Origin of the sequence: Sporanaerobacter acetigenes DSM 13106 (assembly GCF_900130025.1) — a bacterium.
Taxonomy (GTDB): Bacteria; Bacillota; Clostridia; order Tissierellales; family Sporanaerobacteraceae; genus Sporanaerobacter; species Sporanaerobacter acetigenes.
Map to the genome: position 1 here is coordinate 56,003 of NZ_FQXR01000011.1, position 26,099 is coordinate 82,101.

16 protein-coding genes and 1 pseudogene are annotated in these 26,099 nt (G+C 30.5%); 10 read left to right on the forward strand and 7 right to left on the reverse strand.

The features are described 5' to 3' along the window. Positions 1-1,079: 1,079 nt before the first annotated feature. The 8 genes and pseudogenes from BUA21_RS10695 to BUA21_RS10725 all read left to right on the forward strand — a co-directional run. Positions 1,080-6,344 (forward strand): annotated as a pseudogene (locus tag BUA21_RS10695) (helicase-related protein); the annotation flags it as partial. Positions 6,345-6,354: 10 nt separating this feature from the next. Then, on the forward strand, positions 6,355-6,528 hold the full coding sequence (locus tag BUA21_RS14745) for a hypothetical protein (RefSeq protein WP_159429106.1): 174 nt from the start codon (positions 6,355-6,357) through the stop codon (positions 6,526-6,528). Then, positions 6,521-8,170 (forward strand): JAB domain-containing protein, encoded by a 1,650-nt coding sequence (locus BUA21_RS10700; protein WP_072744823.1) that lies wholly within the window; start codon positions 6,521-6,523, stop codon positions 8,168-8,170. Before BUA21_RS14745 ends, BUA21_RS10700 begins: the two co-directional genes overlap by 8 nt. Positions 8,171-8,333: 163 nt before the next feature. Then, complete coding sequence (locus BUA21_RS10705) at positions 8,334-8,552, forward strand: helix-turn-helix domain-containing protein (protein WP_072744824.1); 219 nt, start codon at positions 8,334-8,336, stop codon at positions 8,550-8,552. After that, on the forward strand, positions 8,549-10,468 hold the full coding sequence (locus BUA21_RS10710; RefSeq protein ID WP_072744825.1) for a site-specific DNA-methyltransferase: 1,920 nt from the start codon (positions 8,549-8,551) through the stop codon (positions 10,466-10,468). The genes BUA21_RS10705 and BUA21_RS10710 overlap by 4 nt, the downstream gene beginning before the upstream one ends. Before the next feature lies 1 nt (position 10,469). Continuing rightward, a complete protein-coding gene (locus BUA21_RS10715) occupies positions 10,470-13,439 on the forward strand; it encodes a type III restriction-modification system endonuclease (RefSeq protein ID WP_072744826.1) in 2,970 nt (989 codons plus the stop codon). A 20-nt stretch (positions 13,440-13,459) separates the two neighbouring features. Further along, positions 13,460-16,465, forward strand: a complete 3,006-nt coding sequence (locus BUA21_RS10720) for a DEAD/DEAH box helicase (protein ID WP_072744827.1) — start codon at positions 13,460-13,462, stop codon at positions 16,463-16,465. Positions 16,466-16,873: 408 nt separating this feature from the next. After that, entirely contained in the window at positions 16,874-18,010 is a 1,137-nt protein-coding gene (locus BUA21_RS10725) for an Abi family protein (protein ID WP_072744828.1), read from the forward strand. Between the two features lie 32 nt (positions 18,011-18,042). Here BUA21_RS10725 and BUA21_RS10730 read toward each other — a convergent pair whose 3' ends face one another. From BUA21_RS10730 to BUA21_RS10760, 7 genes are all read right to left on the reverse strand, one after another. Continuing rightward, positions 18,043-18,798 (reverse strand): ABC transporter permease, encoded by a 756-nt coding sequence (locus BUA21_RS10730; RefSeq protein ID WP_072744829.1) that lies wholly within the window; start codon positions 18,796-18,798, stop codon positions 18,043-18,045. Beyond that, on the reverse strand, positions 18,798-19,748 hold the full coding sequence (locus BUA21_RS10735) for an ABC transporter ATP-binding protein (RefSeq protein ID WP_072744830.1): 951 nt from the start codon (positions 19,746-19,748) through the stop codon (positions 18,798-18,800). Before BUA21_RS10735 ends, BUA21_RS10730 begins: the two co-directional genes overlap by 1 nt. A gap of 2 nt (positions 19,749-19,750) precedes the next feature. Next, on the reverse strand, positions 19,751-20,206 hold the full coding sequence (locus tag BUA21_RS10740; protein WP_072744831.1) for a GyrI-like domain-containing protein: 456 nt from the start codon (positions 20,204-20,206) through the stop codon (positions 19,751-19,753). A 3-nt stretch (positions 20,207-20,209) separates the two neighbouring features. Next, on the reverse strand, positions 20,210-21,073 hold the full coding sequence (locus tag BUA21_RS10745; protein ID WP_072744832.1) for an AraC family transcriptional regulator: 864 nt from the start codon (positions 21,071-21,073) through the stop codon (positions 20,210-20,212). A 158-nt stretch (positions 21,074-21,231) separates the two neighbouring features. After that, positions 21,232-22,608 carry a relaxase/mobilization nuclease domain-containing protein gene (locus tag BUA21_RS10750; RefSeq protein WP_072744833.1) on the reverse strand — a complete coding sequence of 459 codons (1,377 nt, stop codon included), beginning with the start codon at positions 22,606-22,608 and terminating at the stop codon, positions 21,232-21,234. Continuing rightward, complete coding sequence (locus tag BUA21_RS10755) at positions 22,569-22,862, reverse strand: plasmid mobilization protein (protein WP_459550725.1); 294 nt, start codon at positions 22,860-22,862, stop codon at positions 22,569-22,571. Before BUA21_RS10755 ends, BUA21_RS10750 begins: the two co-directional genes overlap by 40 nt. Before the next feature lie 268 nt (positions 22,863-23,130). Next, the gene (locus tag BUA21_RS10760; RefSeq protein WP_072744835.1) at positions 23,131-23,448 is read right to left on the reverse strand and encodes a hypothetical protein; all 318 of its coding nucleotides are present in this window, start codon (positions 23,446-23,448) and stop codon (positions 23,131-23,133) included. Between the two features lie 175 nt (positions 23,449-23,623). Between BUA21_RS10760 and BUA21_RS10765 the strand changes: the two genes are divergently transcribed. After that, a complete protein-coding gene (locus BUA21_RS10765) occupies positions 23,624-24,256 on the forward strand; it encodes a helix-turn-helix transcriptional regulator (RefSeq protein WP_072744836.1) in 633 nt (210 codons plus the stop codon). A gap of 29 nt (positions 24,257-24,285) precedes the next feature. After that, on the forward strand, positions 24,286-26,091 hold the full coding sequence (locus BUA21_RS10770; protein ID WP_072744837.1) for a hypothetical protein: 1,806 nt from the start codon (positions 24,286-24,288) through the stop codon (positions 26,089-26,091). Positions 26,092-26,099 lie beyond the last annotated feature (8 nt).

A 26,099-nucleotide genomic window follows, 5' to 3' on the forward strand; every position in this document is an offset into this window, starting at 1 on the left:
GAAAATATAGAGTTGTAGATTTTTTCAAGGGAAATCCAACAGAAAATCAAGTAATAGAATTTTTGAAAACTGAATATGGCATTGGAGGATGGTCAAATCCAGAACGTGGTGATTTTATAAGTAGTTCTAAACATGATGGAAAAGGGATTGAATTGATAAAGGGAAATATTTTAGAGCCTGATATAGCTATCCATTTATCCTGGGGAAAAGTTGCAAAAAGAATAAGAGAATTAATTGACATGGATAGATATCTAAACCAAAAAGAAAAGGAAGAATTAAAGGAGTACCATGAAGAAGTAAATGATAAAATTTCCAATGAAATTAGCCAAGAGTTATCAATAGAAGGATTTAATATAGAGGATAATAAGGTTTTAAACTATGAATTAGGTGCAACGATTTATATAGGTGCAAATGAATATAGCTTAATTGCTTTTCAAGGAAATAATGTAGTACTTCGTGATGTTCAGTATCCACTACTGACTGAAACTATGTCCAAAGTGGAATTTGAAAGAAAGGCAAGAGAAAATCCATTGAATAATCATCTGTTTTCTAATATAGAATTAACAAAAATAGAACCTATAGAAATTGAAGGAATAGATGAAAACATCAACGGGATTACAAGACTAACTCCCTATCAAGCTTCCCAACTTATTAATGGTAGATTACCAGAAGAATATGCGAATGAAAGTGGAAAATACTTTACTTTGGATGGGGATAAATGGGTTGGACTTGATTATTCAGAAAGTGAAGGATTTGTAGAAGAATTTGATAGTAAAGAAGAGTGTTTAAGATGGTTAGAAGGTGAGCCAGAAAGAATTTATGAGGGCATGAATATAGAAATAGGAGAACGTTCATATATCATTGATGAAATCAAGGATGATAGTGTTTCTCTTCGTGATATCACTTTTAGCGAAAATATTGGATTTCCAATCTTTCGTAATGAGAATAAAAACTTTATCTTAAGTGTTCTAGATGAAAATGAAAACATTAAATCTATAGAAGATAAGGATATGCCATTGCAGGAGAAGGTCAATTTTAAGATTACTAATGATGAATTAGGAATTGCAGGAGCTAAGACCAAGTTTCAATGGAATATAGAAGCTATTAAGACTCTAAAAAAGATAGAGGCAAAAAATAGATTAGCAACACCGGAGGAACAAGAGATATTATCTAGATATGTAGGTTGGGGAGGACTTTCACAGGCCTTTGATATAGATAATAAATCTTGGACAAAAGAGTATCTCAGCTTAAAAGGTTTATTAACAAGGTCAGAATATGCAAGTGCTAGGGAATCCACCCTAAATGCTCACTATACTTCACCTATTATTATTAAAGCAATGTATAAGGCTATGGGAAATATGGGTTTTAAAACTGGAAATATTTTAGAACCTAGTTGTGGTATTGGAAACTTTTTTGGATTATTACCTGAAAGTATGAATAATAGCAGACTTTATGGTGTTGAATTAGATGATTTAACTGGGAGAATAGCAAAGCAACTTTATCAGAGTAGTAATATTACTATTGGTGGATATGAGAATACAAATCTACCCGATTCTTTTTTTGATATGGCAATAGGAAATGTCCCCTTTGGTCAATACAAGGTGGCAGATAAGAGATATGATAAAAATAATTTTTTAATTCATGATTATTTCTTTGCTAAAACCATAGATAAGGTACGGCCAGGTGGAATCATAGCTTTTATTACATCAAAAGGGACAATGGATAAGGAAGGAGAACAGGTAAGAAGATATATTGCACAGAGGGCAGAGCTTCTTGGTGTTATTCGCCTGCCCAATAATGCTTTTAAAGGAAATGCAGGGACAGAAGTAACATCTGATATCATATTTCTTCAAAAAAGAGACCGTATTATTGATTTAGAACCAGATTGGGTTCACATAGGTGAAGATAAAAATGGAATTCGTATGAATCAATATTTTATCAATAATCCAGAAATGGTATTGGGTGAAATGATTATGGAAACTACCCAATATGGATTAGATAGTGCTTGTAAGCCAATGGAAGGAGCAAATTTAGAAGAACGGCTTAATGAAGCAATTAAATATATTCAAGGCCATTTTGAGGAAATAGAAATATCAGAGGAAGTATTAATAGACGAAGGTGCAATTATACCAGCAGATCCTAATGTACGAAACTTTAGTTTTACAATAGCTGATGGAGAAGTATATTTCAGGGAAAATTCACAAATGATTCGTCAAGATTTAAAGGAAACAGAGTTAGATAGACTAAAGGGAATGGTGGGGCTTAGGGATATAACTAGAAGACTTATTGAATCTCAAGCTGAAGATTATGGAGATACAGAAATTAAATCAATTCAATTAGAATTAAATCAACAATATGATAGTTTTGTTAAAAAGTTTGGAAGACTTAATTCAAAGGAAAATGCAAAGATTTTTGATGAAGATTCTTCCTATGCATTACTTTGTTCCCTTGAAATCATAGGCAATAATCAAGAGTTTCAACGTAAGGCAGATATATTTACAAAAAGAACCATAAGAAAGCATGTAGTAGTTACAGAAGTAGATACACCAAGTGAAGCCCTAGCCCTATCTATTAGTGAAAAGGCAAAAGTAGATTTAGATTATATGGAAGAACTAACAGGATTATCTAAACAAGATATTGTAAAGGATTTAGAGGGGATTATATTTAGAAATCCTGATAAATCTATAGGTCTAGACATAGAAAAAGGAGTATATGAAACAGCTGATGAATATCTCTCAGGAAATGTTCGTGAAAAACTAGCTTCTATTGAAAGGATAAGTAGTTTAGGAGATGAATTTGCCAAATACTACGAGATAAATAGAAAAGCCTTAATAGAAGCCCAACCCAAGGATTTAACCGCAAGTGAAATCACAGTACGCCTTGGAGCAACTTGGATACCAACTAAAGATATAGAAAAATTTATGTTTGAAACCTTTGAAACACCAGGATATAACAAATGGGATATTAATGTCCGTTTTTCTCCCTATACTGCAAATTGGAATATAGAAGGTAAATCAATAGACAAGGATAATGTACGGGCCAATATGACCTATGGAACTAAGAGAATGAACGCTTATAGGATATTAGAGGAAACATTAAATTTAAAAGATGTACGGGTACTGGATAAGATAACAGATTCTGATGGGGTGGAAAGAACTGTTATCAATAAAAAAGAAACCATGTTAGCACAGCAGAAACAGGAAGCTATTAAACAAGCCTTTGTAGATTGGGTTTGGAAAGAGCCTTCAAGAAGAGATAGATTAACTAAATTATATAATGAAAAATTTAATTCAATTAGACCTAGAGAATATGATGGAAGTCATTTGGTTTTCCCAGGAATGAATCCAAATATAGAACTAAGGGAGCATCAAAGGAATGCCATAGCTCACACATTATATGGCGGCAATACACTATTGGCCCATTGTGTAGGTGCAGGTAAAACCTTTGAAATGGTAGCTTCTGCAATGGAAAGTAAAAGATTAGGACTTTGCCATAAATCATTATTTGTAGTGCCTAATCATTTAACTGAACAGTGGGGAAATGAATTTATGCAACTTTACCCATCAGCCAATATTCTTGTAGCAACTAAAAAGGATTTTGAACCCAAAAATAGAAAGAAATTTTGTGGGCGTATTGCAACAGGAGATTATGATGCAGTTATCATTGGTCATAGCCAATTTGAAAGAATTCCAATGTCAATGGAAAGACAGAAACTTGAGATGGAAAGACAAATTAATGAAATAACTGATGGAATAGCAGAATTAAAAGAAAATAGGGGGGATAAATTTTCTATAAAGCAATTAGAAAAGACAAAGAAATCCCTTAAAGTTAAACTTCAAAAGTTAAATGATCAAAGTAGGAAAGACGATGTAGTTAATTTTGAAGAATTAGGTATAGATAGACTATTTGTAGATGAGGCCCATAGTTACAAAAATCTTTTTCTATACACTAAAATGAGGAATGTTGCAGGTATAGGACAGAGTGAAGCCCAGAAATCTAGTGATATGTTTATGAAGTGTCGATATATGGATGAAATAACAGGTGGTAAAGGAGTTATATTTGCAACAGGTACACCAATTTCTAATAGTATGACAGAGCTATATACTATGCAAAGATATTTACAATTCAATACATTAAAAGAACAAGGACTACACCATTTTGATGCCTGGGCAAGCACCTTTGGAGAAACAGTAACAGCCATTGAATTAGCTCCTGAAGGCACAGGATATAGACCGAAAACTAGATTTGCAAAGTTCTATAATCTTCCCGAGTTAATGTCTATGTTTAAAGAGGTAGCAGATATAAAAACTGCTGATATGTTAAATCTACCTGTGCCAGAGGCGGGATTTTCAACAATTGTAGTAGAACCTAGTGAACATCAAAAAGAGATGGTAGCAAGCTTATCAGAAAGGGCAGAGATTGTAAGGGCAAGAGGGGTAGACCCAAGCATAGATAATATGCTTAAAATAACCAATGATGGCAGGAAATTAGCCTTAGATCAAAGATTAATAAATGAAAACCTTCCGCCAGATGATAATGGGAAAGTGGCTATATGTGCAGATAAAGTATTTAAAATTTGGGAAGATACGAAGGATAAATCACTAGCTCAGCTTATATTCTGTGATATGTCTACACCAAAAGGAGATGGAAGCTTTAATGTATATGATGATATAAAAAACAAGTTGATAGATAAGGGGGTTCCAAGAGAAGAGATTGCATTTATACATGATGCAAAGAATGAGAAACAAAAGGATGAACTATTTACCAAAGTAAGAAGTGGAGAAATAAGGGTACTAGTAGGATCTACACAAAAAATGGGCTCAGGTACCAATGCCCAAAACAAGTTGATAGCCTTACATGATTTGGATTGTCCTTGGAAACCAGCAGATTTGGAACAACGTATGGGGAGAATAGTAAGGCAGGGAAATGAAAATGAAAAGGTTCAAATATTTCGCTATGTAACAGAGAATTCTTTTGATGCCTATTTATTTCAATTAGTAGAGAATAAACAGAAGTTTATTAGCCAAATAATGACTTCAAAATCCCCAGTAAGGTCAGCTGAAGATGTAGATGAATCAGCCTTATCTTATGCAGAAATAAAAGCATTGGCAACAGGAAATCCATTAATTAAAGAGAAGATGGACTTGGATGTCCAGGTATCAAAATTAAAGATGTTAAATGCCAGTTATTTAAGCGAGAAATACACCTTAGAGGATAATATATTAAAATTATATCCAAGCAAAATAAAAGTGCTTTCAGGACGAATAGAAGGATATGAAAAAGATATAGCTCATCTTAAAGGAAACACAATATCAAGTCATAAGGACAGAAAAAAATTTACACCTATGAAAATAGGAGAACAACTTTATATGGAAAAAGAAGATGCAGGAAAGGCATTGTTGGAAGTCTGTAAAACATTAAAAAGTAGTGAGCCAAAAGTAATTGGGTCCTATAGGGGATTCAAGATGGAATTGAGCTTTGATAGTTTTTCACATGAATTTAAATTAGCCTTAAAAAACTCACTAAATCACTCCACAACCCTTGGAAGTGATGTCCATGGAAATATTATAAGAATAGATAATCTATTAGATGGAATGAAAGATAAATTAGAAGATACTAAGGAACAACTTTCCAATGTTCAAATACAGCTACAAAATGCAAAAAGTGAACTATCAAAGCCCTTTGCCTATGAACAAGAACTAAAAGAAAAACAAACTAGACTTGCAGAATTAGATTCTATATTAAATATTGAAGAAAAAGAAGGCAATAGGGATAAAGAAATCATGGCTTCAGAACTTGACATTGCAAAGGAATTGATAATGGAATTTATTGCGGAAGAATATGATGAAGAACTTAGGCCATTTGATTACACTGATCTAGAACATATAGGTATAGCATGTACTACAACAGAGGATGGTAAGCATGAAATTCAGGCAGAGATAAATCTAAAAAATTATAGTGTAGATAGATATATTGATGGACAATTAGTTAATAGTGAAAAATATCAGAGTTTACATGATTTTGTAGAATACGAACTTCGCTTTTTAGACTTCTCTAATCTTGTCTATATTGAAGAAGATATGGAAAAATTCATTGATCCATTGGACTTAGATAAGGATAATGATGGTGTTATAGACCATTATGACGCTGATGAGAGGGATTCTAATGTATCAACCTATGGGGAACTAGATGAAAGGGAGAATAAAAGGGCAGACAGTGAAAACACACAAGAATCCAATGCGGAAAGGAAATCCTTATTAGAAGATTTAAAAGCCAAAAAAGAAGTAATAGCTAATAAAAACGGGAATTGCATTGGCAGGGGCATTGCAAAAATAGAATTATAGGAGGGAAATTATGAGTAAGGAATCAAAAGCAAATGATTTATTAAATTATTTCAATGTGGGAAATCATCAAGAACTCATGGAGTACATTAGGGATAATCCAGATGATATTAAGGTAATTGAATTAAAAGAGTTACTAACACTATTTGACATTGACTTTGATAGTGAGGTGGATAAGGATGAATAGTCTATATGAACAATTTAATTGTAGGACAAAGGAAGAGCTATATGAAAAGGTTAAAAATGAAGATTTACAAGTAAAACCTTTATTAGATTTCATAGAATTTGCTAAGGCAGATATTAGGAATAAAAACAAAGCAATTAAAAGTCCCGATATATTTGTAGACTATGTAAAATCTACTACAATGCCTACAAAGGATACAGGGACTATTATTTTTGTAGATACTAAAAACCAACCAGTGTTTCTGAAAAGGACAAGACTTAGCAGAAAAAATGATATTAAAGAGACCTTAAAAGAAGGGCTAATAGCTGGTGGAACTAGAGCTTTCATAGCATTTAGTGAAGATACTCCTAACAATAGAATTTCTCAGCTACAGTCTACATTTGAAAACATAGGAATAAAAATAATAGATTCGCTTGGATATAATAAAGATAAGGATGTTTTTATCTCAACTTCTATTGGATGTTCTTTTTATGCTTCTAATTCATATGAGATAATCAATGATGGAAATGATGAATATTTAAAGGATGATTTTAGTTTTAAAGAAGAATATACGGATTTCTCAAGCTACTTTGCTAAGAATGAAATTATAGGATTAAATATAATTGATGAAATTGATAGCATTAAAGAAAAATTAAAAATAGGTTTCCAACACTACCATCAAGAAGTATTTGGGATTATTGCCTATGATAATGATGAAAAAGTTATATTAGCAGAGGAATTATTTAAGGGTGGTACAGATTCCTCTATTGTAGATCTTAAGGTAATAGCAAAAAACCTACTCAGATTAGATGATTTAAAAGGTGTGGCAATATTTCATAACCATCCAAGCGGAAATCCAACTCCTAGTATGGAGGATATATCAATGACAGATAAGGTTGCACAGATGTGTGAGGCCTTAGGGGTAGAGTTTCTGGACCATTATATAGTGGGAAAGGAAAGAATTTTATCTTTTAGCAAAGAAGTAAATAAATTTCAGAGTAAAAATTTTAGATATCAAGATATGGTTAAAAGCATGAAGAATGTTAGTGAGAAAGGCATAGACTACGATAATAATAGAGGAATAATGGATATTAAGAGAGGGGATGTCGTCAAGACATCCCTTTCTGATGCCACCATTGTACTAGAGGTAAAAGGAGAGGATGCACTATTATTTGACGGTAGACAATATATAGAAGCCCATGGAATACAAAGAGATGTCGAAAAGGTATTTTGGAATCAAGGACATTATTACGATACAATACCTAATGAAATATTCACTGAAAATAGAAAGGGTTATGAAGATATAAAGGATACCATTAATGATATTATAAATAGTAACTATCAGGACTTTGTAAAGACTCTGATTTCAATAGAAAAAGGAATTGTAGATGAATCAATTGTAGATGAGGTGTATAATAGATTTATGGACAATGATGGCATAAATCTTATTAATGATTATTTTGATGATGTGCTGTATGATTTGGAGCATGAGAATACTGTTGGGGAGCTCATTGATACTAATATTGTAGTAGAAAAACCTATAATAAAAGAAAAGATAGGCAAATTAGAAAGAGCATCTCTATTAAATGAATTAAAAGCTAATGTCAAGTTATCAAATGAACATAAGAATGAGAAAGGCTTTAAAAAAGATGGAGTAGAATTATAGAATATACCCCATGGTAGGACTGATAGGTCTTATCATGGGGTCTTTTTTTATGTGGATAAGCTAGGAAAGATATGGTATAATTAAAAACATAAAATAAGTACGTATATACATATTAAAGGTATGGATATATTAATTTTAATATAATATTAAGTGGAGGTTAATAATGGGATTTAGTTATAATAAGCTATGGAAATTGCTAATAGACAATGATATGAATAAGACAGATTTAAAAAAGGCAATATCAACCACACCTTCTACAATGTCTAGACTTAGCAAAAATGAGCATGTAAGTATGGATATTCTTGGAAGGATATGTGAGTATTTCAATTGTGATATTGGTGATATTGTTGAATATGTATTTGAAAGGAAGGATAAGAAATGATTAGAGAGAAGATAAAATATAATGATACTGTAAAGTCAAATAGTAGGGAAATTATGAAACTAAAGAAAGAATTTCCAGGGTATTTTGATAAGGATGGAAACTTTTTAATAGATAGATTTACAAGTATGTTATCCCAGGAAGATGTAGATATAGAAAGAGAAGGATATGAACTACAATTTTTAGGTAAAAGTTATGCAAAGTACATCACATCTACAGAAACAACAACAGTTTTGACTCCTGATATAGAACACAATGAAAAACATGAGAACAAAGATAGCGAAAATCTTTATATAGTAGGAGATAATCTAGATGTTATAAAACATTTACTAAATTCATATAGTGGAAAAATAAAATGTATTTACATAGACCCGCCTTATAATACTGGTTCAGATGGATTTGTATATCCTGATAATTTTAAGTTCACGAAAGAATCACTTTCGAACATTATAGGGATAGAAGAGGATGAAGCAGAAAGAATTCTTAATATGGCTGGCAAAAGCACACACTCTGCATGGATGACTTTTATGTATCCCAGACTTATGTTATCAAGGGATTTATTATCTGATGATGGAGTTATATTTATTAGTATTGATGATAATGAATATGCAAATTTAAAGTTAATATGCGATGAAATTTTTGGAGAAGATAATTTTATTGCTACTATTCCATGGAGGAAGAGAACTGCAAAGTCTGACGTTCCCTTTGGTACGTCTCAGGATTATGATTTAATATTAATGGTAGCAAAATCCGAACAAACAATAGCCCATGTAGAAGGTACCCCTCGTCGTTACTATGAAACTGATGATTTACCAGGAAGACCTTGGAGAATTCATGATATGAAAACACAAAGGACAGCTTCTGAAAGACCAAATAGCAATTTTACAATGATTAATCCTAAAAATGGAGAGGAATTTCCAGTTGATCCTAATGCAGTGTGGAGAATTACTGAAAAAGATTTTGATAAATATTATAAAGATAATCGTATAGTATTCCCTGGAGATTATGATTTTTTAAGAATAACGAACCCCAATATGAGATATTTTAAAGAAGATGATATGCTAAAAGATGGTGAGTTATTTGGTAGAGTTGCTTTTAGCACTAATCTACCGAGTGATGTTGGAATGTCAAAAGAGGGTACAGCAACTATTCAAGAATTATTTGGATATAAGGCTTTCGATAATCCAAAACCTCACCAATTAATATCATGGCTTATAGAAGCAGGTTCTGATGATGGTGATATAATCCTTGACTTCTTTTCAGGTTCTGCTACTACTGCACATTCAGTGATGGAGCTTAACGCAAATAATTATAATGAAAAAGGCAGAGGTAATCGCAAGTATATTATGGTTCAATTACCCGAAATTATAAAAAAGAACAAACCTGCATACGAAGCAGGATATCGTACTATTGATGAAATAGGTCGTGCTCGTATTGGAAAGACTGCAACTAAGATAAAAGAAGAAACAGGAGCAGATATTGATTATGGATATAAACTATACCGTTTAAATGAACCTTCAGATAAGACACTTGATAAAATAGTAGAATTTGATCCATATGAAACTCTTATTTTAGATGACATGACTAAAAGCTTTGAATTTGGTAATGTACCTGGCCGAGATACAATACTTGCAACTTGGATAAATATGGATGGATATGGCCTTGTTTCCCAAACGGGTAAAATACATTTACATCAATATGAAGCAGATATTATTGAAGATTCCTTGTATATCATAGACCCAGGACTTGCCACAGAAGATGTAATGGAGTTAATTAAAAAGATAGAAGATGGTTCTTTGAATATTTCTAGAATTGTCTTATATCCTTATTCCGTTGTATTCAATGTGGTACATGAATTGAAAAAGAATATTGTAAATTTAAGAAACAACAGAAATATCAATGTGATTGAGAGGTATTAATATGGATATACAATTAAAGCGATTACCTCATCAAATAGAATGCTTGAAAGCTATTACATCGGTTTTTGAAGATGTTCGTATTACGTCTAACAATCCCATCTATCAAAATCCAATTATTGATTTAAAAGATGATAGGATTATAGAAAATATTGATAGAATATGGGATGGCAAAGATTTAGACTTAAAACCAATACCAAAATCCATGAGAAGAAGGGTAGATGGTGAAATATTAGGTATTGATGCAAAACTTGAAACAGGTACAGGAAAAACCTATATCTATACAAGACTTATGTATGAATTACATAAAGAGTATGGATTCAATAAATATATTCTACTAGTACCATCTACCCCTATAAAAGAAGGTACCAGGAATTTTATAGAAGCGGATTACTCAATAAAACATTTTGCTGATTGTTACCCTTCTAGTACTTTGAAACTTAATGTACTAAATGCTCAAAAACCACAACGTTCAGGAAGAAAGATGTTTCCATCAAGTATATCTGAATTTACAAGAGGTAGTAGATTAGAGAGGAATAAAATCAATGTAATACTAATGTCTGATAGTATGCTATTGTCTAAAAAGACTATGGAAAGAGATGATTACGACCAGACCATATTTGGCTCTTATACACAACCCTATGAGGCTTTAAGAGAGACAAGGCCCATTGTTATTATAGATGAGCCCCATCGTTTTAAAAGAGAAAACAAGGCATTTAAATGCATAGAAGAAGAATTGAAACCACAATGTATTATTAGATTTGGAGCTACTTTTCCTGAAGACCCTGAAACCAAGGAAACTGATTATAACAATTTGGTTTATAATTTAGGGGCCTGTGAGGCCTTCAATGAAACTTTAGTTAAGGGAGTAGCTATTCAAACATTAGAAGATGCAAATGCAGATGATGGAAAAATTAAGCTAATGAATATGAGTTATAGACCACGTAAATGTATCTTTAGAGATGAAACTACTAAACAAAACTTCACAATGGAAGTTGGTGATTTCTTAAGCACTATAAATGATAAATTTGGTGGAATTTCTATTGAAGCCATTTGGCAGACTAATGATCCAAATATACCAAGGGGAGTAACTCTATCTAACGGGCAGATTTTGCAAAAAGGGGATATAATATATTCCTCTGTTTATGGTACAACCTATCAAGAACTAATGCTAAAACAAGCCATAGATAATCATTTTAAACATGAGAGGGAAAACTTCCTCAGGGGAAATAAGATTAAAACCTTGTCTCTATTTTTCATAGATAGCATTTATTCCTATCGTGGTGAGGACAATGATGGTACACTTAGGTTGAAATTTGAAGAAATGTTAGAAAAAAGGATTAAAGAGGAGATAAAAGATATAGAGTCTAGTGAAATCCATAGTCTAAGAATTCTAGAGTACAAGGAATATCTAGAAGCTTCATTAGAGGATATTAAGAAAACTAATGGTGGTTATTTTGCAGAAGATAATTCAACTAAGGATGAAGATATCCAAAATGAAGTAGACAAGATTTTACGAGACAAGAAATCTCTAATTTCATTTAAAAGTGAAACAGGAAAATGGAATACTATGAGGTTTATATTTTCGAAATGGACACTTAGAGAAGGGTGGGATAATCCCAATGTATTTCAAATTGCAAAATTAAGATCCAGTGGAAGTGAGATTAGCAAACTTCAAGAAGTAGGTAGAGGACTAAGACTTCCTGTAGATGAATATGGGCATCGAATGGAAGAAGAACAATTTTATCTAACCTACTTAGTAGACTATTCGGAGAAGTCCTTTGCAGAAAAACTGGTTTCTGAAATCAATGCTGACGCTAAGTTTTCAAACAATATAAGAGATTTAATTGGTAAGGTTGCTAAGGATAGAAATGTAGAAGAAAACAAACTATTTGGGGAACTTTTAATGGCAGGATTTGTTGATATGGATATGAATATCCTCCTAGAAAAACGAGATGAACTCTTAGAAAAATATCCTGAATTTAATATGGGACTTAAGCCAGACAAGGTTATCGATACTAGTAAGGGTAAAAGTTCCAAAGTAAAAATTCGACCAGAAAGGTTTAATGAAATAAAAGAACTTTGGAGTAAAATTAATCAAAAATACTATTTAGAATTAGAAGAAATATCTGATAAAGAATTGGAAAATGCAATTTTAGAAATTCTTGAATCGGGAGTATATGATAAAACAATAATATATGCTTCTGAAAGAAGGACAGAAAAAGGGAAAAATGAAGTAATTTTAAAAGAAGAAATTGCAGGTTATCATATTATCGATGAATTAATGCCCTATAATGAATTTTTAATAAGAGCTAATAAAGCTATGGGAGTGTCAATAGTAATACTTCATAAAGCAATTGTGGAATACTCAAAGAAAAATGGATTACAGAAGGATTTCTTTAACAAAATTACTTTACAAAACCTAATCGATGAATTTCAAGAATGGTTAGAAACAGCATTTTTAAAAAGATTTAGTTATAGGAAGATGGGAATAGAACCTAAAGAAACAGCCTTAACTGATATAAATGGAAAAGTTAAAGAATCCATTGTTCAAGGAAGTTTAGGAATTATGAAAGATGAAAGCGCTATAGTCCCCGAAAAATTTCTTTTTGATAGCTTTATATATGATTCACCAAAGGAGAGGGAAACCATTGCAAGAAGTGATATAGATGAGGTAATAGTATTTGGAAAGATACCAAGAAGAAGTATTCAAGTTCCCCTATACTATGGTGGTACAACTAGTCCAGATTTTATGTATGTGCTAAAGAAAAAAGATGGAGACTATGTGGTTAATTTTATTGTAGAGACTAAGGATATTCATAAGAAAAGTAGCCTTAGGGATGATGAGAATATGCGGATAGAATCAGCAAGGATATTTTTCAAAGCAATGCAAGAAGATGGTCTTAATGTATCATTTGAAAAGCAGATGAAGAGTGATGATATAGTTACTATGATTAAGAAATTGGTGGATTAAGTGAAGAAGGGGTGGATGGATTGAAGAGAACTGAAATAAAGATAAAAGGGAATATGTTCTCAGGGGTAAAAAAGCAAGGTAAATATATGTCAACTTCAGAAGTAATTAAAAGTTGGGATAATGGTACTACAGAGGTAATTGCTGAAGATATTAATGGGATAGGGTTAAGACCAGCCCAGTTTGGAGCACTGTCTGCAATTAGAGCACATTGGACAGTAAGTAATAAGGATGCTACAGTTGTAATGCCAACTGGAACAGGGAAAACAGAAACGATGATGACTGCCGTAGTAACGGAAAGGATTGAAAGGACCTTGGTTGTAGTTCCTTCTGCCTTATTACGTACCCAGGTATACGATAAATTTAAAACACTTGGAATTTTATATGATATTGGATATTTAAAAGATAGGGTAGTTCCACCTAATGTACTAAAATTAAATAGCAATATTAAGAACTTTGATGAATTTAGAAGGTATATTGAAAAATCAAACATTATAGTTACAACAATGGCACTATTATGTAAGATGCAGGAAGATTATAAAATATATTTATCAGACATGATTGACCTACTTATAGTAGATGAAAGCCATCATATTAGTGCAAAAACATGGATGGAAACAAAATCTTGGTTTTTAAGTAATAAAATAATTCAATTTACTGCAACTCCCTTTAGAGATGATGGTAAAAAAATTGATGGGGATATAATATATAATTTTCCCCTTCATTTGGCACAAAAACAAGGTTATTTTAAAAAAATAGAGTTTGAGCCAGTAGAAGAATTTGATGAGCTTAAAAGTGATAGAGAAATTGCTAAAAGGGCAGTATTTTTACTTCAAAAAGATCTAAGGGATGGATATGAACATTTACTCTTGGTAAGGGCCAAAACTATAGCTAGGGCTGAAGAATTATTTGATAATATCTATAACAGATATTATTCAGAATTTAAGCCTATATTAATAACCAATAGGCAAAGTGCTAAAGAGAAAAAAGAAAGAATGGAACAATTAAAATCTTTGGAATCTAAAATTTTGGTTTGTGTAGATATGTTTGGCGAGGGTATTGATATACCAAACTTAAAAATTGCGGCAATTCATGATAAATACAAGTCTATACCCATTACGCTACAATTTATAGGAAGGTTTGCAAGGACTGCTGAAAAACTGGGAGATGCGAAAATTGTAGCCAATATTGCTGACGATGATATTGTTGATGCAATTGAAGAATTATATGAAAAAGATACTGATTGGAATCAATTATTACCTTTAAAATCTAACGAATATATTGATAAAGAATTATCATTACAAAAGTTAATTAGGGGGTTTAGTTCAGAAGACTTAGAGGATGTAAGCTTATCCCAGTTAAAACCTAAAGTTAGTATGATTGCCTATCGCACAAATGATAAAAAATGGTACTGTGATAGGTGGATTAATATTTTTGACGAAAGTAAATGTAGATACTTTATAAATCGAGATGAAAAAATATTGATTATAATTGAACCTAGAGAGGTTAATATTGGGTGGACTAGTCAGCAAGATATTTTTAATATTGAATGGCATTTATATATAGTATACTGGAACAATGATAAGAATATTGTATTTTTAAACTCAACAGATAAGTCAAAAGGATATAGATTAATTAAAGAAATTTTTGATAATGAACCCATAACCATTAAATCTGAGAATGTATTTAGGAGTTTTTCAGGAATAAATAGACTAATGTTAGGAACTGTAGGTTTGAATTCTGGAATTGATGGACCAGTACGTTATAAGATGTTTGCAGGAATTGATGTGGGAGAAGGAATATCAGAGTCCCAAAAAGCAAATTGTTATAAATCTAATTTATTTGGAAATGGATATAATGGAAATGGGAAAGTTAGTATCGGTGCTTCCCACAAGGGAACCGTATGGTCGAGATGGGTTGAGAGTATTGATTACTGGAAAAATTGGTGTGATCAAACCATTGATAAAATCAATGATGATACAATTAATGTTGGCAAATTACTAGAGGGAGTATTAACACCAAAGCTTATTAGTAAGTTACCAGAATCACATCCTTACAGAATTGATTGGCCATTAGACTTTGATGTAAATATGGATAGAAGGATTATAATAGACACAGGTTTGTATGAAGTACCAATATATGAATTAGATATTAGATTAAAGAGTGTTAACCATAAAAATAATGATATTATTTTTATGGTTAAGGGTGAGCAATTTATAGAAGAATTTCGTTTATCAATATTAAAAGATAATTATTTTATTACAAGTGTATCTAATATGATGACTGAAATAAAGATAGGAAATTCAAAAAAACAATATCTTTATGAATTTTTTAAAGAAGAGCCACCAACGATTTGGTTTGCAGATGGTTCTTCTTTACAAGGAAATATTTTAGTGAGTATTCCCAAAAACCAAATAATAGAATTTCCTGAAAAAAATATTATTAGTTATGACTGGAACTTGCTAGGAGTAGATATAAGGTCAGAATCTCAACTTGATAAAACAACAAATCTTAAGAAGAAAAATTCAATTCAATATAAAGTTATAGAAAAACTAATTGAAGCAAATAAATATACTATCATATTTGATGATGATGGGAGTGGAGAAATAGCAGATATAGTTGCAATTAGTGAAGAAGATAATACTATTACAATGAATTTATTTCACTGTAAGTTTTCCCATGGAGATAAACCAGGGAGTAGGATAAATGATTTATATGAAGTGTGTGGCCAAGCTGAAAAATCTGTTAGTTGGAAACAAAAACCAATCGATTTGATTGACAGAATGAAGTATAGGGAAGTCTCAAGAAATAAGGAAAATAAACCTTCTCGTTTTGAAATTGGAGATCTACATGAATTATCAATAATTAGAAAAAAGATAATGCGACAAAAATCAAATATGAATATTTATATTGTTCAGCCTGGGGTAGATAGCGCTAAAATAACTCCTGATATGAATAGTTTATTAGCTACATCTCATTCATACTGTATGGATACATTTGGCATAGAACTGAAGCTAATATGTTCATAAATAACATTAATAATAGCATGAAATTGGAATCCAATTATCTAGATTATGAAAATTATTAGATAACATATAGGTGGAACTTATTATAGATTATGCATTATTATACAGTAATTGTAAAATACATGAATAAAACTTTTAAAATTGAATAAACTTTAGTTGAATCGATTAATATTTTGTGATATAATTTAAATTACAAAAGATCGATTAAAGACTGCGGGTGATTTACTGCCCTCAGTCTTTCTATTTTATATCGATATTTTATTTCATTTTTATATAAATTACTTATAGAATAAGGGTAACATTTTATTGATTTGGTGAATACTATATGATAAAATGATATTACAAAAGATCGATTAAAGACTGCGGGTGATTTTTCCCCTCAGTCTTTCTACATATTAGGGGTGAAATTGGATGGAAAAACAATTCTCTATATATAGTGAAAGGGTTGAAATTCTTAGAAAACGGAATATGAGTATTGATAATAGTAGTGAAGAGAAAATCCTTTTAAATAAATATAATTATTATAATTTGATTAATGGCTATAAAGACCCCTTTCTATATAAGGGGACAAGCCCAAATGAACGGTATATAACTGGGACACGCCTAAGTGAATTGGAGGCCTTGTTGAAATTTGATACTAGTTTAAGGCTTCTATTTTTAAGAGAAATTTTAAAGATAGAAGAAATTATAAAAAATCAAATAGTTCAGTCGTTTTATCATTATCATTTATATAAAGAACCTGGAAATACTGAAATAGAGCGTGTAAATCTGCATAGGGACAGTGAATATTTAAGAAGGAAATATTATGATCTTACTGATTTATATACTGTCTATACTAACAATAGTTATGGAGTTGTTAGTACTACTGTATCATTTAATCATCCTAGAAGAAATTGTACAAGGTGGGATAGGCAATCTACATATGATAATTATATAGCCACAGTATATAGAACCTTAGGTCAGCAAAGGAAAAATAAAAATGACTCAATTAAATCTTATTTGGAACAACATGGTTATATGCCAATGTGGATTTTAATGAATGTATTAACCTTTGGAAATGTAAGCCATTTATTCACTCTTCAAAAAAGAGATGTGCAAATGGATATAATTAATTCACTAAACTTAAATTCTACCCCATCAATTTCAGATGATTTATTAATTGTTAATACCTCAAGAATTTTACAGATTTTAAGTATATATAGAAATATTTGTGCCCATAATGAAAGATTTTATATTACAAAAATTAAAGTACCTATTGATGATATTTATATGAATTTTGGAAACAAACTTCCTAATACTGTAGATCCTACTTTAGGTAGACGATTAAATGACTCTCAAAGGAAAAAAAGGCTAAATGCAAGGCAAGGGGTCTATTCATTAATTTTTATAATTTCATTATTTATGAATAAAAAGGAATTAAATGATTTTATTATTGAAATTAGAAATGAATTTAAAAAACTTGAGGATAGATTAGGCACTATTCCTATAGATGAAATTGAAAGATTTATGGGCTTAAATTTTGATTGGAGCAGCTTGATTAAGAACTAAAGAGGAAGCTTAATGCTCCCTCTTCTGGTTAATTATAATTTAGTTTGACTTTTTAAACTTTTTATAGCCAATAGAAGGCTAATAGAACTTAAAACTAATAAAAGTATTAATACAAATATAATATATTTAATATTAATATTTCCATTTAAGATAATAAAACGTAGTGCATTAATTACATGGGTAAAAGGATTTAGTTTAACAAGAATAGAGAGTAATCCTCTAATTTCTTCTGTGGGAAATAAAGCACTACTAAGAAAAAATAATGGTAGTACTATGGCATTCATTACAGTCTCATAGATCATTTCATTTGGAAGAGTCAGGCTAATACTATATGAAATAGATGCCATAAAAAAGGCTGTCATAAAGATTAATAGTATTATAGAAATTATACTAGGTAGATTTAAAGGTATGATAATAGAGAATAATAGACTAATTAAGATCATTATTCCCACTTCAAAAAAGGAACATAATACACCTTCTAAAATCTGACCTAATACTATAGAATACCTTTTAACTGGTGCTATTAATATGCGGTAGAAACTTCCATTGTTTTTCATAATATAATTCATCATGCCACTACTACTGCATGTAGCAAAGATTACTAATACAATTAATCCAGGAAGGATAAAGGCTGTATAGTTTTCAATACCAGTATTCTTCATAGTTTCACCTGCAACAGTACTATAGAGAACCAGCCACAAAATAGGCTGCAAAATAGTAATAAATATTGTAAATAGATTATTAAATCTTAATTTTATATTTCTATAAAGTATAGTCATAGTATCCATTAGTTATTCACCTCTAAATCCTTATCAGTTAATTTTAAAAATACATCTTCTAATGAAGGTCTCCCTATTTCAATTCCATAAAAAGGTATATCATTATCTATTAAAAATCTTGTAGTCCTATTTAAATCAAATTTCCCATTATCTGTATCTATTAGAACTTTATCCTCTTTTAAAAATACCTGGGTTTTAGGATGTAATTTTTTTAATTCTTCTATATATTTTTTAGCTTTATCACCTTTAGAAAAACTTATCTTTAAAGTATCCTTGCCTAAAAAGCTACGTAATTCTAGAGGAGTACCTGTAATAATTTCTTTACCATCTTTCATAATACAGATGCTATCACTTAAAATATCAGCCTCTTCAAGATAATGGGTTGTAAGAAAAATAGTTGTATTAAAGTCACTACGAATAGTTTTCATCATATCCCACATAGCCATACGAGACTTAATGTCCATCCCTACAGTTGGCTCATCTAAAAATAAAATCTTAGGATTAGACATCATATTGAGAGCTATATCAAGCCTTCTTTTTACGCCACCAGAATAAGAGGATACAGGATAGCTTCTATATTCTTTAAGTCCAAAACTATCTATAAGTTTATCCATTCTACTAATGGCTATATCTTTTGGAACTTTATATAATCGGCTTTGAAATATCATATTTTCTTCTAGGGATAGATGAGTATCAATAGAAATTTGTTGTGCTACACAGGCTATATTAGATCTTATAGCTATTGGATTTTCATTGATATTTTCATCAAATATTTTAATACTACCAGAATCAGCTTCTAAATACGTTGTAAGTATTTTTATTAAAGTAGATTTACCGGCTCCATTTTCTCCAAGAAGTGAAAAAGTCTCTCCTTCTTTCACTTTTAAGTTAAAATTGTTCAAAGCCTTTACACCATTTTTATATGATTTATTTAAATCTTTTACCTCAATAGCATTCATTACTAATCCTCCAATATAGGAAATTGGATTTCAGTTATATATTTATTAGGATTTCCCCTTAAAATCATTCCAGGTCCTTTTATAAAAACTTCACGAAAAGGTGGAACTATTATTATTTCATTAGAATCAGCATATTTTTTTATAGCTTTATAGCCGTCTAAAAGACTTTTATAAGGGCCAATATGGGTTACACATAGAGCTTTTATTCTAGGTGTTAATTTTATCTCTATTCCATTAGCATTTGGTGTTTCTTCTGTTGGTACACATAATTCCATTTCACCTATTTTAGTCCTATGGTCCATATTTAGATAATTGAAAAATGGTGCACCATTAGTTTTTCCTCTTATAGATTTAAAGACATTTGGGAAAACCTTGTTAGCTTCAGTTACAACTCCACTATATTTCATATAGGCTACTCTTATAGGTTCAATTTCTTTAATTTCAACTTTATAATTCATAAATCAACTCTCCTTTTTATTTATTGATATCCACACTTCAGAGTGACCAGTTGTAGACGAATCTTTTAATATAGTGTATACTTCAACATCAGGAAGCCAACCATATTCATATCCAGAAAAGGGAAGCCATTCAGTATAAAATCTTCTAAACACCTTTTGAATATCTTTTTTAAAATTACCCTCATTTTCAAATACAACCCAATTAGACTTTGGAATAAAGCATTCATACATTCCTGTAGGAGTAGGTTTATCAGTTGGAACCCCAATGTAGTAATGTATATCTTTTGGATTTTTATATACACTAACTCCAAATATGCCCTTTGGTTTTTTATTATTTAAAGAACAAATCTTTTCAAAGATATTACTTTTTAAAGTTTCTTCCCAAAATAAAGGAACTTTTCTCTGATTAGAGTCTATATCTTCTATTAGTGGAGTACGAATACCTACAAGACGAATTTCTTTCTTTTCCTCTATATAGTAGGGCATAGGTTCATCTCCCATAATATTTATAGAAAACTTAATTCTTGGATATGCATTTAATACAGCTCCTTTCTTTTTAGCAGAACTTGGAGTTATATTGTGAACTCCTTTAAAAGCTCTGGTGAAAGAAGTTGGAGAACTATATCCATATTTCAAAGCTATATCTATAATCTTTTCATTTGTTCTTTGCAATTCAAACCCAGCCTGTGTCATTCTACGACGTCTTATATATTCAGATAAGCTAATACCAGCAATATATGAAAACATACGTTGAAAATAAAAGGTGGAACAACAGGCAATATTAGCACATTCATCATAAGATATTTCGCCATCAAGATTCTCTTCTATATAATCTATCGCATCACTTAGATTCTTTAACCAGTCCATTTTCTCACTCCTTAACTATAAGAATACAGCAATAATTTTTATTAAACCTTTCTTTTTATGTCCTCTTTTGTAAACTTTATCTTATTAAAAAATTAGTATCAACCCTTTAATATATTTATTAATCCTATTTCAATTTTTTAACCAGAAGAGAGAGCAAGTTAATGCTCCCTCTTCTGGTTAATTTCAGGTTCCTGCCATTGCATATAAGTCTCCAAATTGGATTTTAAAAAATTAAGCTGGGAGACTTTTTCTTTTTGTTTTTGATAATTCTGATAGGCCTTTTCTTTTAATTGTATTTGTTCTTTTAGATTCTTTTTCAAAACTGGAACAGAAACCAATAGATCCTCAGAAATTGAATCTCCTAATGCTTTTTTAGAAGCTTCAAAAAGGATTATTTCATCAGCATGTCCTTTATAAAAGGATTCTTTATCCTTCGTCATTTGCCAGGCATCATATATAGGTTTTAATCTATTATGGGTTTCTATATTCTTGATTTTCAAACTAATACTAGCAATATTATTTTCAATATTTTTAATATCAGTAGCCATATTTGTTAGTTCTAGATTTACCTTACCTATAGCACCATAGAGTTCATCTCTGGAATTAATTTGATGAATTGCCATCAAGTTTAATGTTTTAGCCATGCTTTTCAAATTATGTTGTTTTGCCCATATTTCATATCCCTTAAATTCTTGGGCCTTTGGGTTATTTTTTAAATCAATTATCCTACCTAAATTAGAATGATTTCTTGGGCTAGTGCCATGAGATTTAGACTTTATAGGATATTTTTCTTTTCTAGATACTCGGTTTTTGATTCTTTTCTTAATATTTTCCTCTGTATAATTTTCACCAATAGTCTTAGCTCTAGTGAATCTTTCCTGCTCCTTTGCTCTGAAGGAGATATATTTACCTTCCTTAATTTCGCATCCCATTTCTTTCATTAATCTGAGAAAATCTTCCCAATCATTAGCTCTTTTAATAGCATTATCAATAGAGTATTGGAGTCGTGCTTTCCAACTTTTTCCCCTTTTTCGTTCATGATATTCTTTATATGACTTACCTTTTTCTTTCCCTTGATTTTCAATAATGGATAGTCCATATTCCGTGCAGAGTTTATCACTAATATTGCGAATTTGATGGTAGGTTTTCTTATTAGAATTATAGGCATAGCCATCAGTAAAGCTGACATTATTAAATAATATATGGTTATGAATATGGCCTTTATCTATATGTGTTGTAAGTATATATTCATATTTTCCCTTGAGGGCCTCATCTATTAACCTTTTTCCAATTTCATGAGCTATCTCAGGTGTTAGTTTATCCTCTGGATTAAAAGATTGAATTAAATGCCTAGCTAAATTCTTAGTAGAACTATTCCATGATTGTCTAGTCATTTCAAATTCTAATGCAGCTGTTTGATGTCCACAGGCATGAGTGGAAATTAGAATTTCTTCGTCAGTTTTTTCAGGATTACAAATATATTCTATGCTTAAATCTAAGGTAGTTTTGATAGGATGGATTTTTGTAATTGCCATAATTCCTTCATCATCTCCTTAATTTCTTCTATATCTTCACTATAGATATTACTTGTGGAATTAACTCGTTTTGCTATTTGATTCATATTACTTCCAAATCGGGTCATCATAGAATTCATTTCTTTAAGAGGCATATTGTCTAATATAAATATATGACCATCTATACCCATTTTTCTCAAATATGCTCCCATATTATTTATACCTGATTCTTTCATTTTATCTTCGATTAATTTTTTTCTTCCTCTATTTGCCAAAATATGCACTCCCTTCTACAGAGATTTTAATGGGGATTGGGGATATTCCCCCAAAAAGTTATCATCAAATTTCCGGATAGGAAAGGAGAGAATAAATTGGAAGTGGGTACTCACTTCCTGTGCTTGCTAATAATCTTTTAAGTAGTTCTTATAATTTAAAAACCACCATTTTTCTCATTATCTTATGTGTAAAAAACTGCTAATGGATGAAAACCAAAAGCAGTCTAATATATAAGTCTATTTAATTCTAAACTACAATGAAGCACCTTTAGAACCAGAATGCAAGCCCCCTACCAATTTGCCCACTTATTATTCCTAGGGTTGTTGGGAAGAAAGCTAGTATAACTTTTACAAATCCGAAAAATAGAAATAGAAGTATTATTCCTAAATAATCATAAATGGTGTTAGAAGTTGTTACTAGCTGATAGATAAATAAGATTCCAAAGATACCCATAATAATATTTAAAAATATATTTCCTAATCCCCCGAGGATAGATACGATTATGTTCAAACCAAGTAGTATAATTAAGGTTATAAGCATAAGGAGCTTAATTGGTATTAAAAACATATTTCCAATCAATTTCATCCCAGACAACCCCTTTCAATTTTCTTAATTTAATTTTACTAAATGCTAGAATAGAAGTCAATAAAACAAGACAAATTAATGTCTAATTAATTAGGACAATTGCTTAAATATTATAATTCATGGACAAAAAATTGTCTATAAATTATAATATAATTTAAGGGAGGAAATCGGGTCTATGAAAACAAATCGAATGTTAGAAATTATAACTATATTACTGAATGAAGGAGAAGTTAAAGCTAAAGATTTAGCTGAAAGATTTAATTGTACAACCAAGACTATATATAGGGATGTAGAATATATAAAAGAGAGTGGTATACCAATTATAAGTGAAATAGGACGTAATGGTGGATTTAAAATTGGTGAAGGCGTAGCTAGAAATAATAAGACCCTTACCCTTAAGGAACAACATACTATTATTAATGTTTTAAAAAGTTATGGTAGAATTCCAGAAGAACAATTAGATGAAATTATGACAACAATAGAAGGACTTTTTAAGGATAATACAGTTAATTGGATAGATGGAGAATTTGCAGATCCAAAGATAAATAGTTTTTTTCAGAAACTTAAAAATGCCATTATAAACTGCAATATAGTGGAGCTAGGCTTTAAAATGGATGATGAAGAGTTAAATATAATTAAGGTAGAACCATATCAGATTTTTATTAGGTATGATGAGTTGTATTTAAGGTTTTTTAACTTGAGGGAAGAGGCGTGGGATGAGGTTTCTTTGAAGGAAGTTGTGGAAATTAATTTATTGAAGGAAGACTTTGTGAAGAAAAATTATCCTAAGCTTTGGAATAAACTATAAAATATAAAGATTCTATGGAGGTGTGTTTTATGGATATCGAAATAATAGCTACTTCATCTATTGAAAAGCTTATATCTAGGAATTCATATCTTAAACCTGCTATAAATAATAACGATAAAATTCCAGTATGGGATGGAGATGTAATTGTTTATGGTACTAAGGATTTGAACAAGAAGAAAGAAAATTTAATTGGTAGAGTTCCTGTTCAAGTAAAGGGTCATAAAGTTGAGAATATAAGTGATTCAAACTTACAGGTTATAAAGTTTAGGGTAAAAAAGGAAGATATGAAAAAATATTTGACAGATGGAGGAGTTATTTATTTTGTTGTCTATATAGATGAAGATACCGAAAAGATATTTTATAATTCTTTATTACCACTAGATTTAGAGCGTTTAATAAAAAGATATGATAATCAAAAAACTTTTGAAATTGAATTTAAATCCTTACCTACTAAAGATAGGGAGTTAGCTGATGTATTTTTAGACTTTATACAAAATAGGAAGAGACAGCAAGGAACATTAATTCCTGGAATCTTATATACAGATGATATTGAGAAAATTCAAAATGAAATTAAAGAATTTAAATTTAGTTATAGTACAATTGAACCTAAAGGATCTATTCCATTTAGAGAGTTAACAACTCGGGACTTTTATTTATATGCAAAACCTAAGGGAATAGGAAATCCAATTCCATTTGAGAGAGTTAGTAATGCAATAATTAATATACAACATAAATTTAAAATATCTGTAGGAGAAAAGACTTACTATGAAGATGCATATATACAATGGGAAAAAGGACAATCAAGAATTGTGTGTGGAAAGTCGGTAACATTAAATCTGAAAGATACTACTAGTAGTAATATAGGTCTTTTTAATATTAATGTAAAATTCAAAGGTACTCTCAATGAACAGTTAAATGATTTATACTTTATTAAAGCACTAATTAATACTGAAGAATTAATTATAGATGGACATAGTGTTCCTTATAGTAATTTTAAATTTGATAATAATGAACACCTTTTTGCTAGAATATCAGATTTAGAATTACTAAAACAGCGTCTAGAATATTATGGAGTAAAAACTGATTTTAACCTTGAGGCTATAACAGAAGAGGATGATTTTAAAATATCATTCTTAATGGATGAAAAACCATCTATGAAAAGATACAAGATAAATTTAGCTAAAGCAGGTGTTTTAGGACTTGAAATTGCTAACATATCTATATTGTTATTTGCAGAAGAAAATATAGAAGAAGGTTATTATAAAATTAAGAGTTATTTTGAAAATGCTTGGAAAGTAAAATATTATTTACGGGAAACAGATGAAGACGTTCAGATGAGTCAATTTTTAATTTTGGATAAAAAAGGTCTATTAGCTGATAATATTAATTCACGAAAAATTATAGAAGATATAAAGAGAAACCATTCTGGGAATAAAAATATTGTATATGTAAATACATTTTTATTAGAAGCTATCAAAGCATATGACGAATATAGTCCCCAACAAATGGAGCTAAGGTATTTAATAGAAAATTTATCAGAATGGCTCTATAACGAAAGTAAAGAGGATTATATTTTCTTGAATTTAGCTCAAGTAAAATATAGATTGGGTACATTAGATAAATATGATATTGATAAGATAATAGATATTGGTAAATTAAATAAAGATAACATAGAAATACAGGCAGGTATTTCAATATTGTTAAAGAAAAAGGAAGATGCAAAAGAATTAATAAAAGATATGAATTCAGAACTTAAAGATTTATTTATGTCTTATCCTATTTATCACTTATTAGAAAATAGTGAGCAACAAAATACTGCTACAAACAAGGACTAGCCCAAGCT

Coding starts and splice junctions, on each gene's coding strand:
- BUA21_RS10745 (WP_072744832.1), bottom strand. CDS start 21,073: ATGGACTGGTTAAAGAATCTAAGTGATGCGATAGATTATATAGAAGAG.
- BUA21_RS10710 (WP_072744825.1), top strand. CDS start 8,549: ATGATTAGAGAGAAGATAAAATATAATGATACTGTAAAGTCAAATAGT.
- BUA21_RS10700 (WP_072744823.1), top strand. CDS start 6,521: ATGAATAGTCTATATGAACAATTTAATTGTAGGACAAAGGAAGAGCTA.
- BUA21_RS10765 (WP_072744836.1), top strand. CDS start 23,624: ATGAAAACAAATCGAATGTTAGAAATTATAACTATATTACTGAATGAA.
- BUA21_RS10770 (WP_072744837.1), top strand. CDS start 24,286: ATGGATATCGAAATAATAGCTACTTCATCTATTGAAAAGCTTATATCT.
- BUA21_RS10725 (WP_072744828.1), top strand. CDS start 16,874: ATGGAAAAACAATTCTCTATATATAGTGAAAGGGTTGAAATTCTTAGA.
- BUA21_RS10705 (WP_072744824.1), top strand. CDS start 8,334: ATGGGATTTAGTTATAATAAGCTATGGAAATTGCTAATAGACAATGAT.
- BUA21_RS10750 (WP_072744833.1), bottom strand. CDS start 22,608: ATGGCAATTACAAAAATCCATCCTATCAAAACTACCTTAGATTTAAGC.
- BUA21_RS10730 (WP_072744829.1), bottom strand. CDS start 18,798: ATGGATACTATGACTATACTTTATAGAAATATAAAATTAAGATTTAAT.
- BUA21_RS10715 (WP_072744826.1), top strand. CDS start 10,470: ATGGATATACAATTAAAGCGATTACCTCATCAAATAGAATGCTTGAAA.
- BUA21_RS14745 (WP_159429106.1), top strand. CDS start 6,355: ATGAGTAAGGAATCAAAAGCAAATGATTTATTAAATTATTTCAATGTG.
- BUA21_RS10760 (WP_072744835.1), bottom strand. CDS start 23,448: ATGAAATTGATTGGAAATATGTTTTTAATACCAATTAAGCTCCTTATG.
- BUA21_RS10740 (WP_072744831.1), bottom strand. CDS start 20,206: ATGAATTATAAAGTTGAAATTAAAGAAATTGAACCTATAAGAGTAGCC.
- BUA21_RS10735 (WP_072744830.1), bottom strand. CDS start 19,748: ATGAATGCTATTGAGGTAAAAGATTTAAATAAATCATATAAAAATGGT.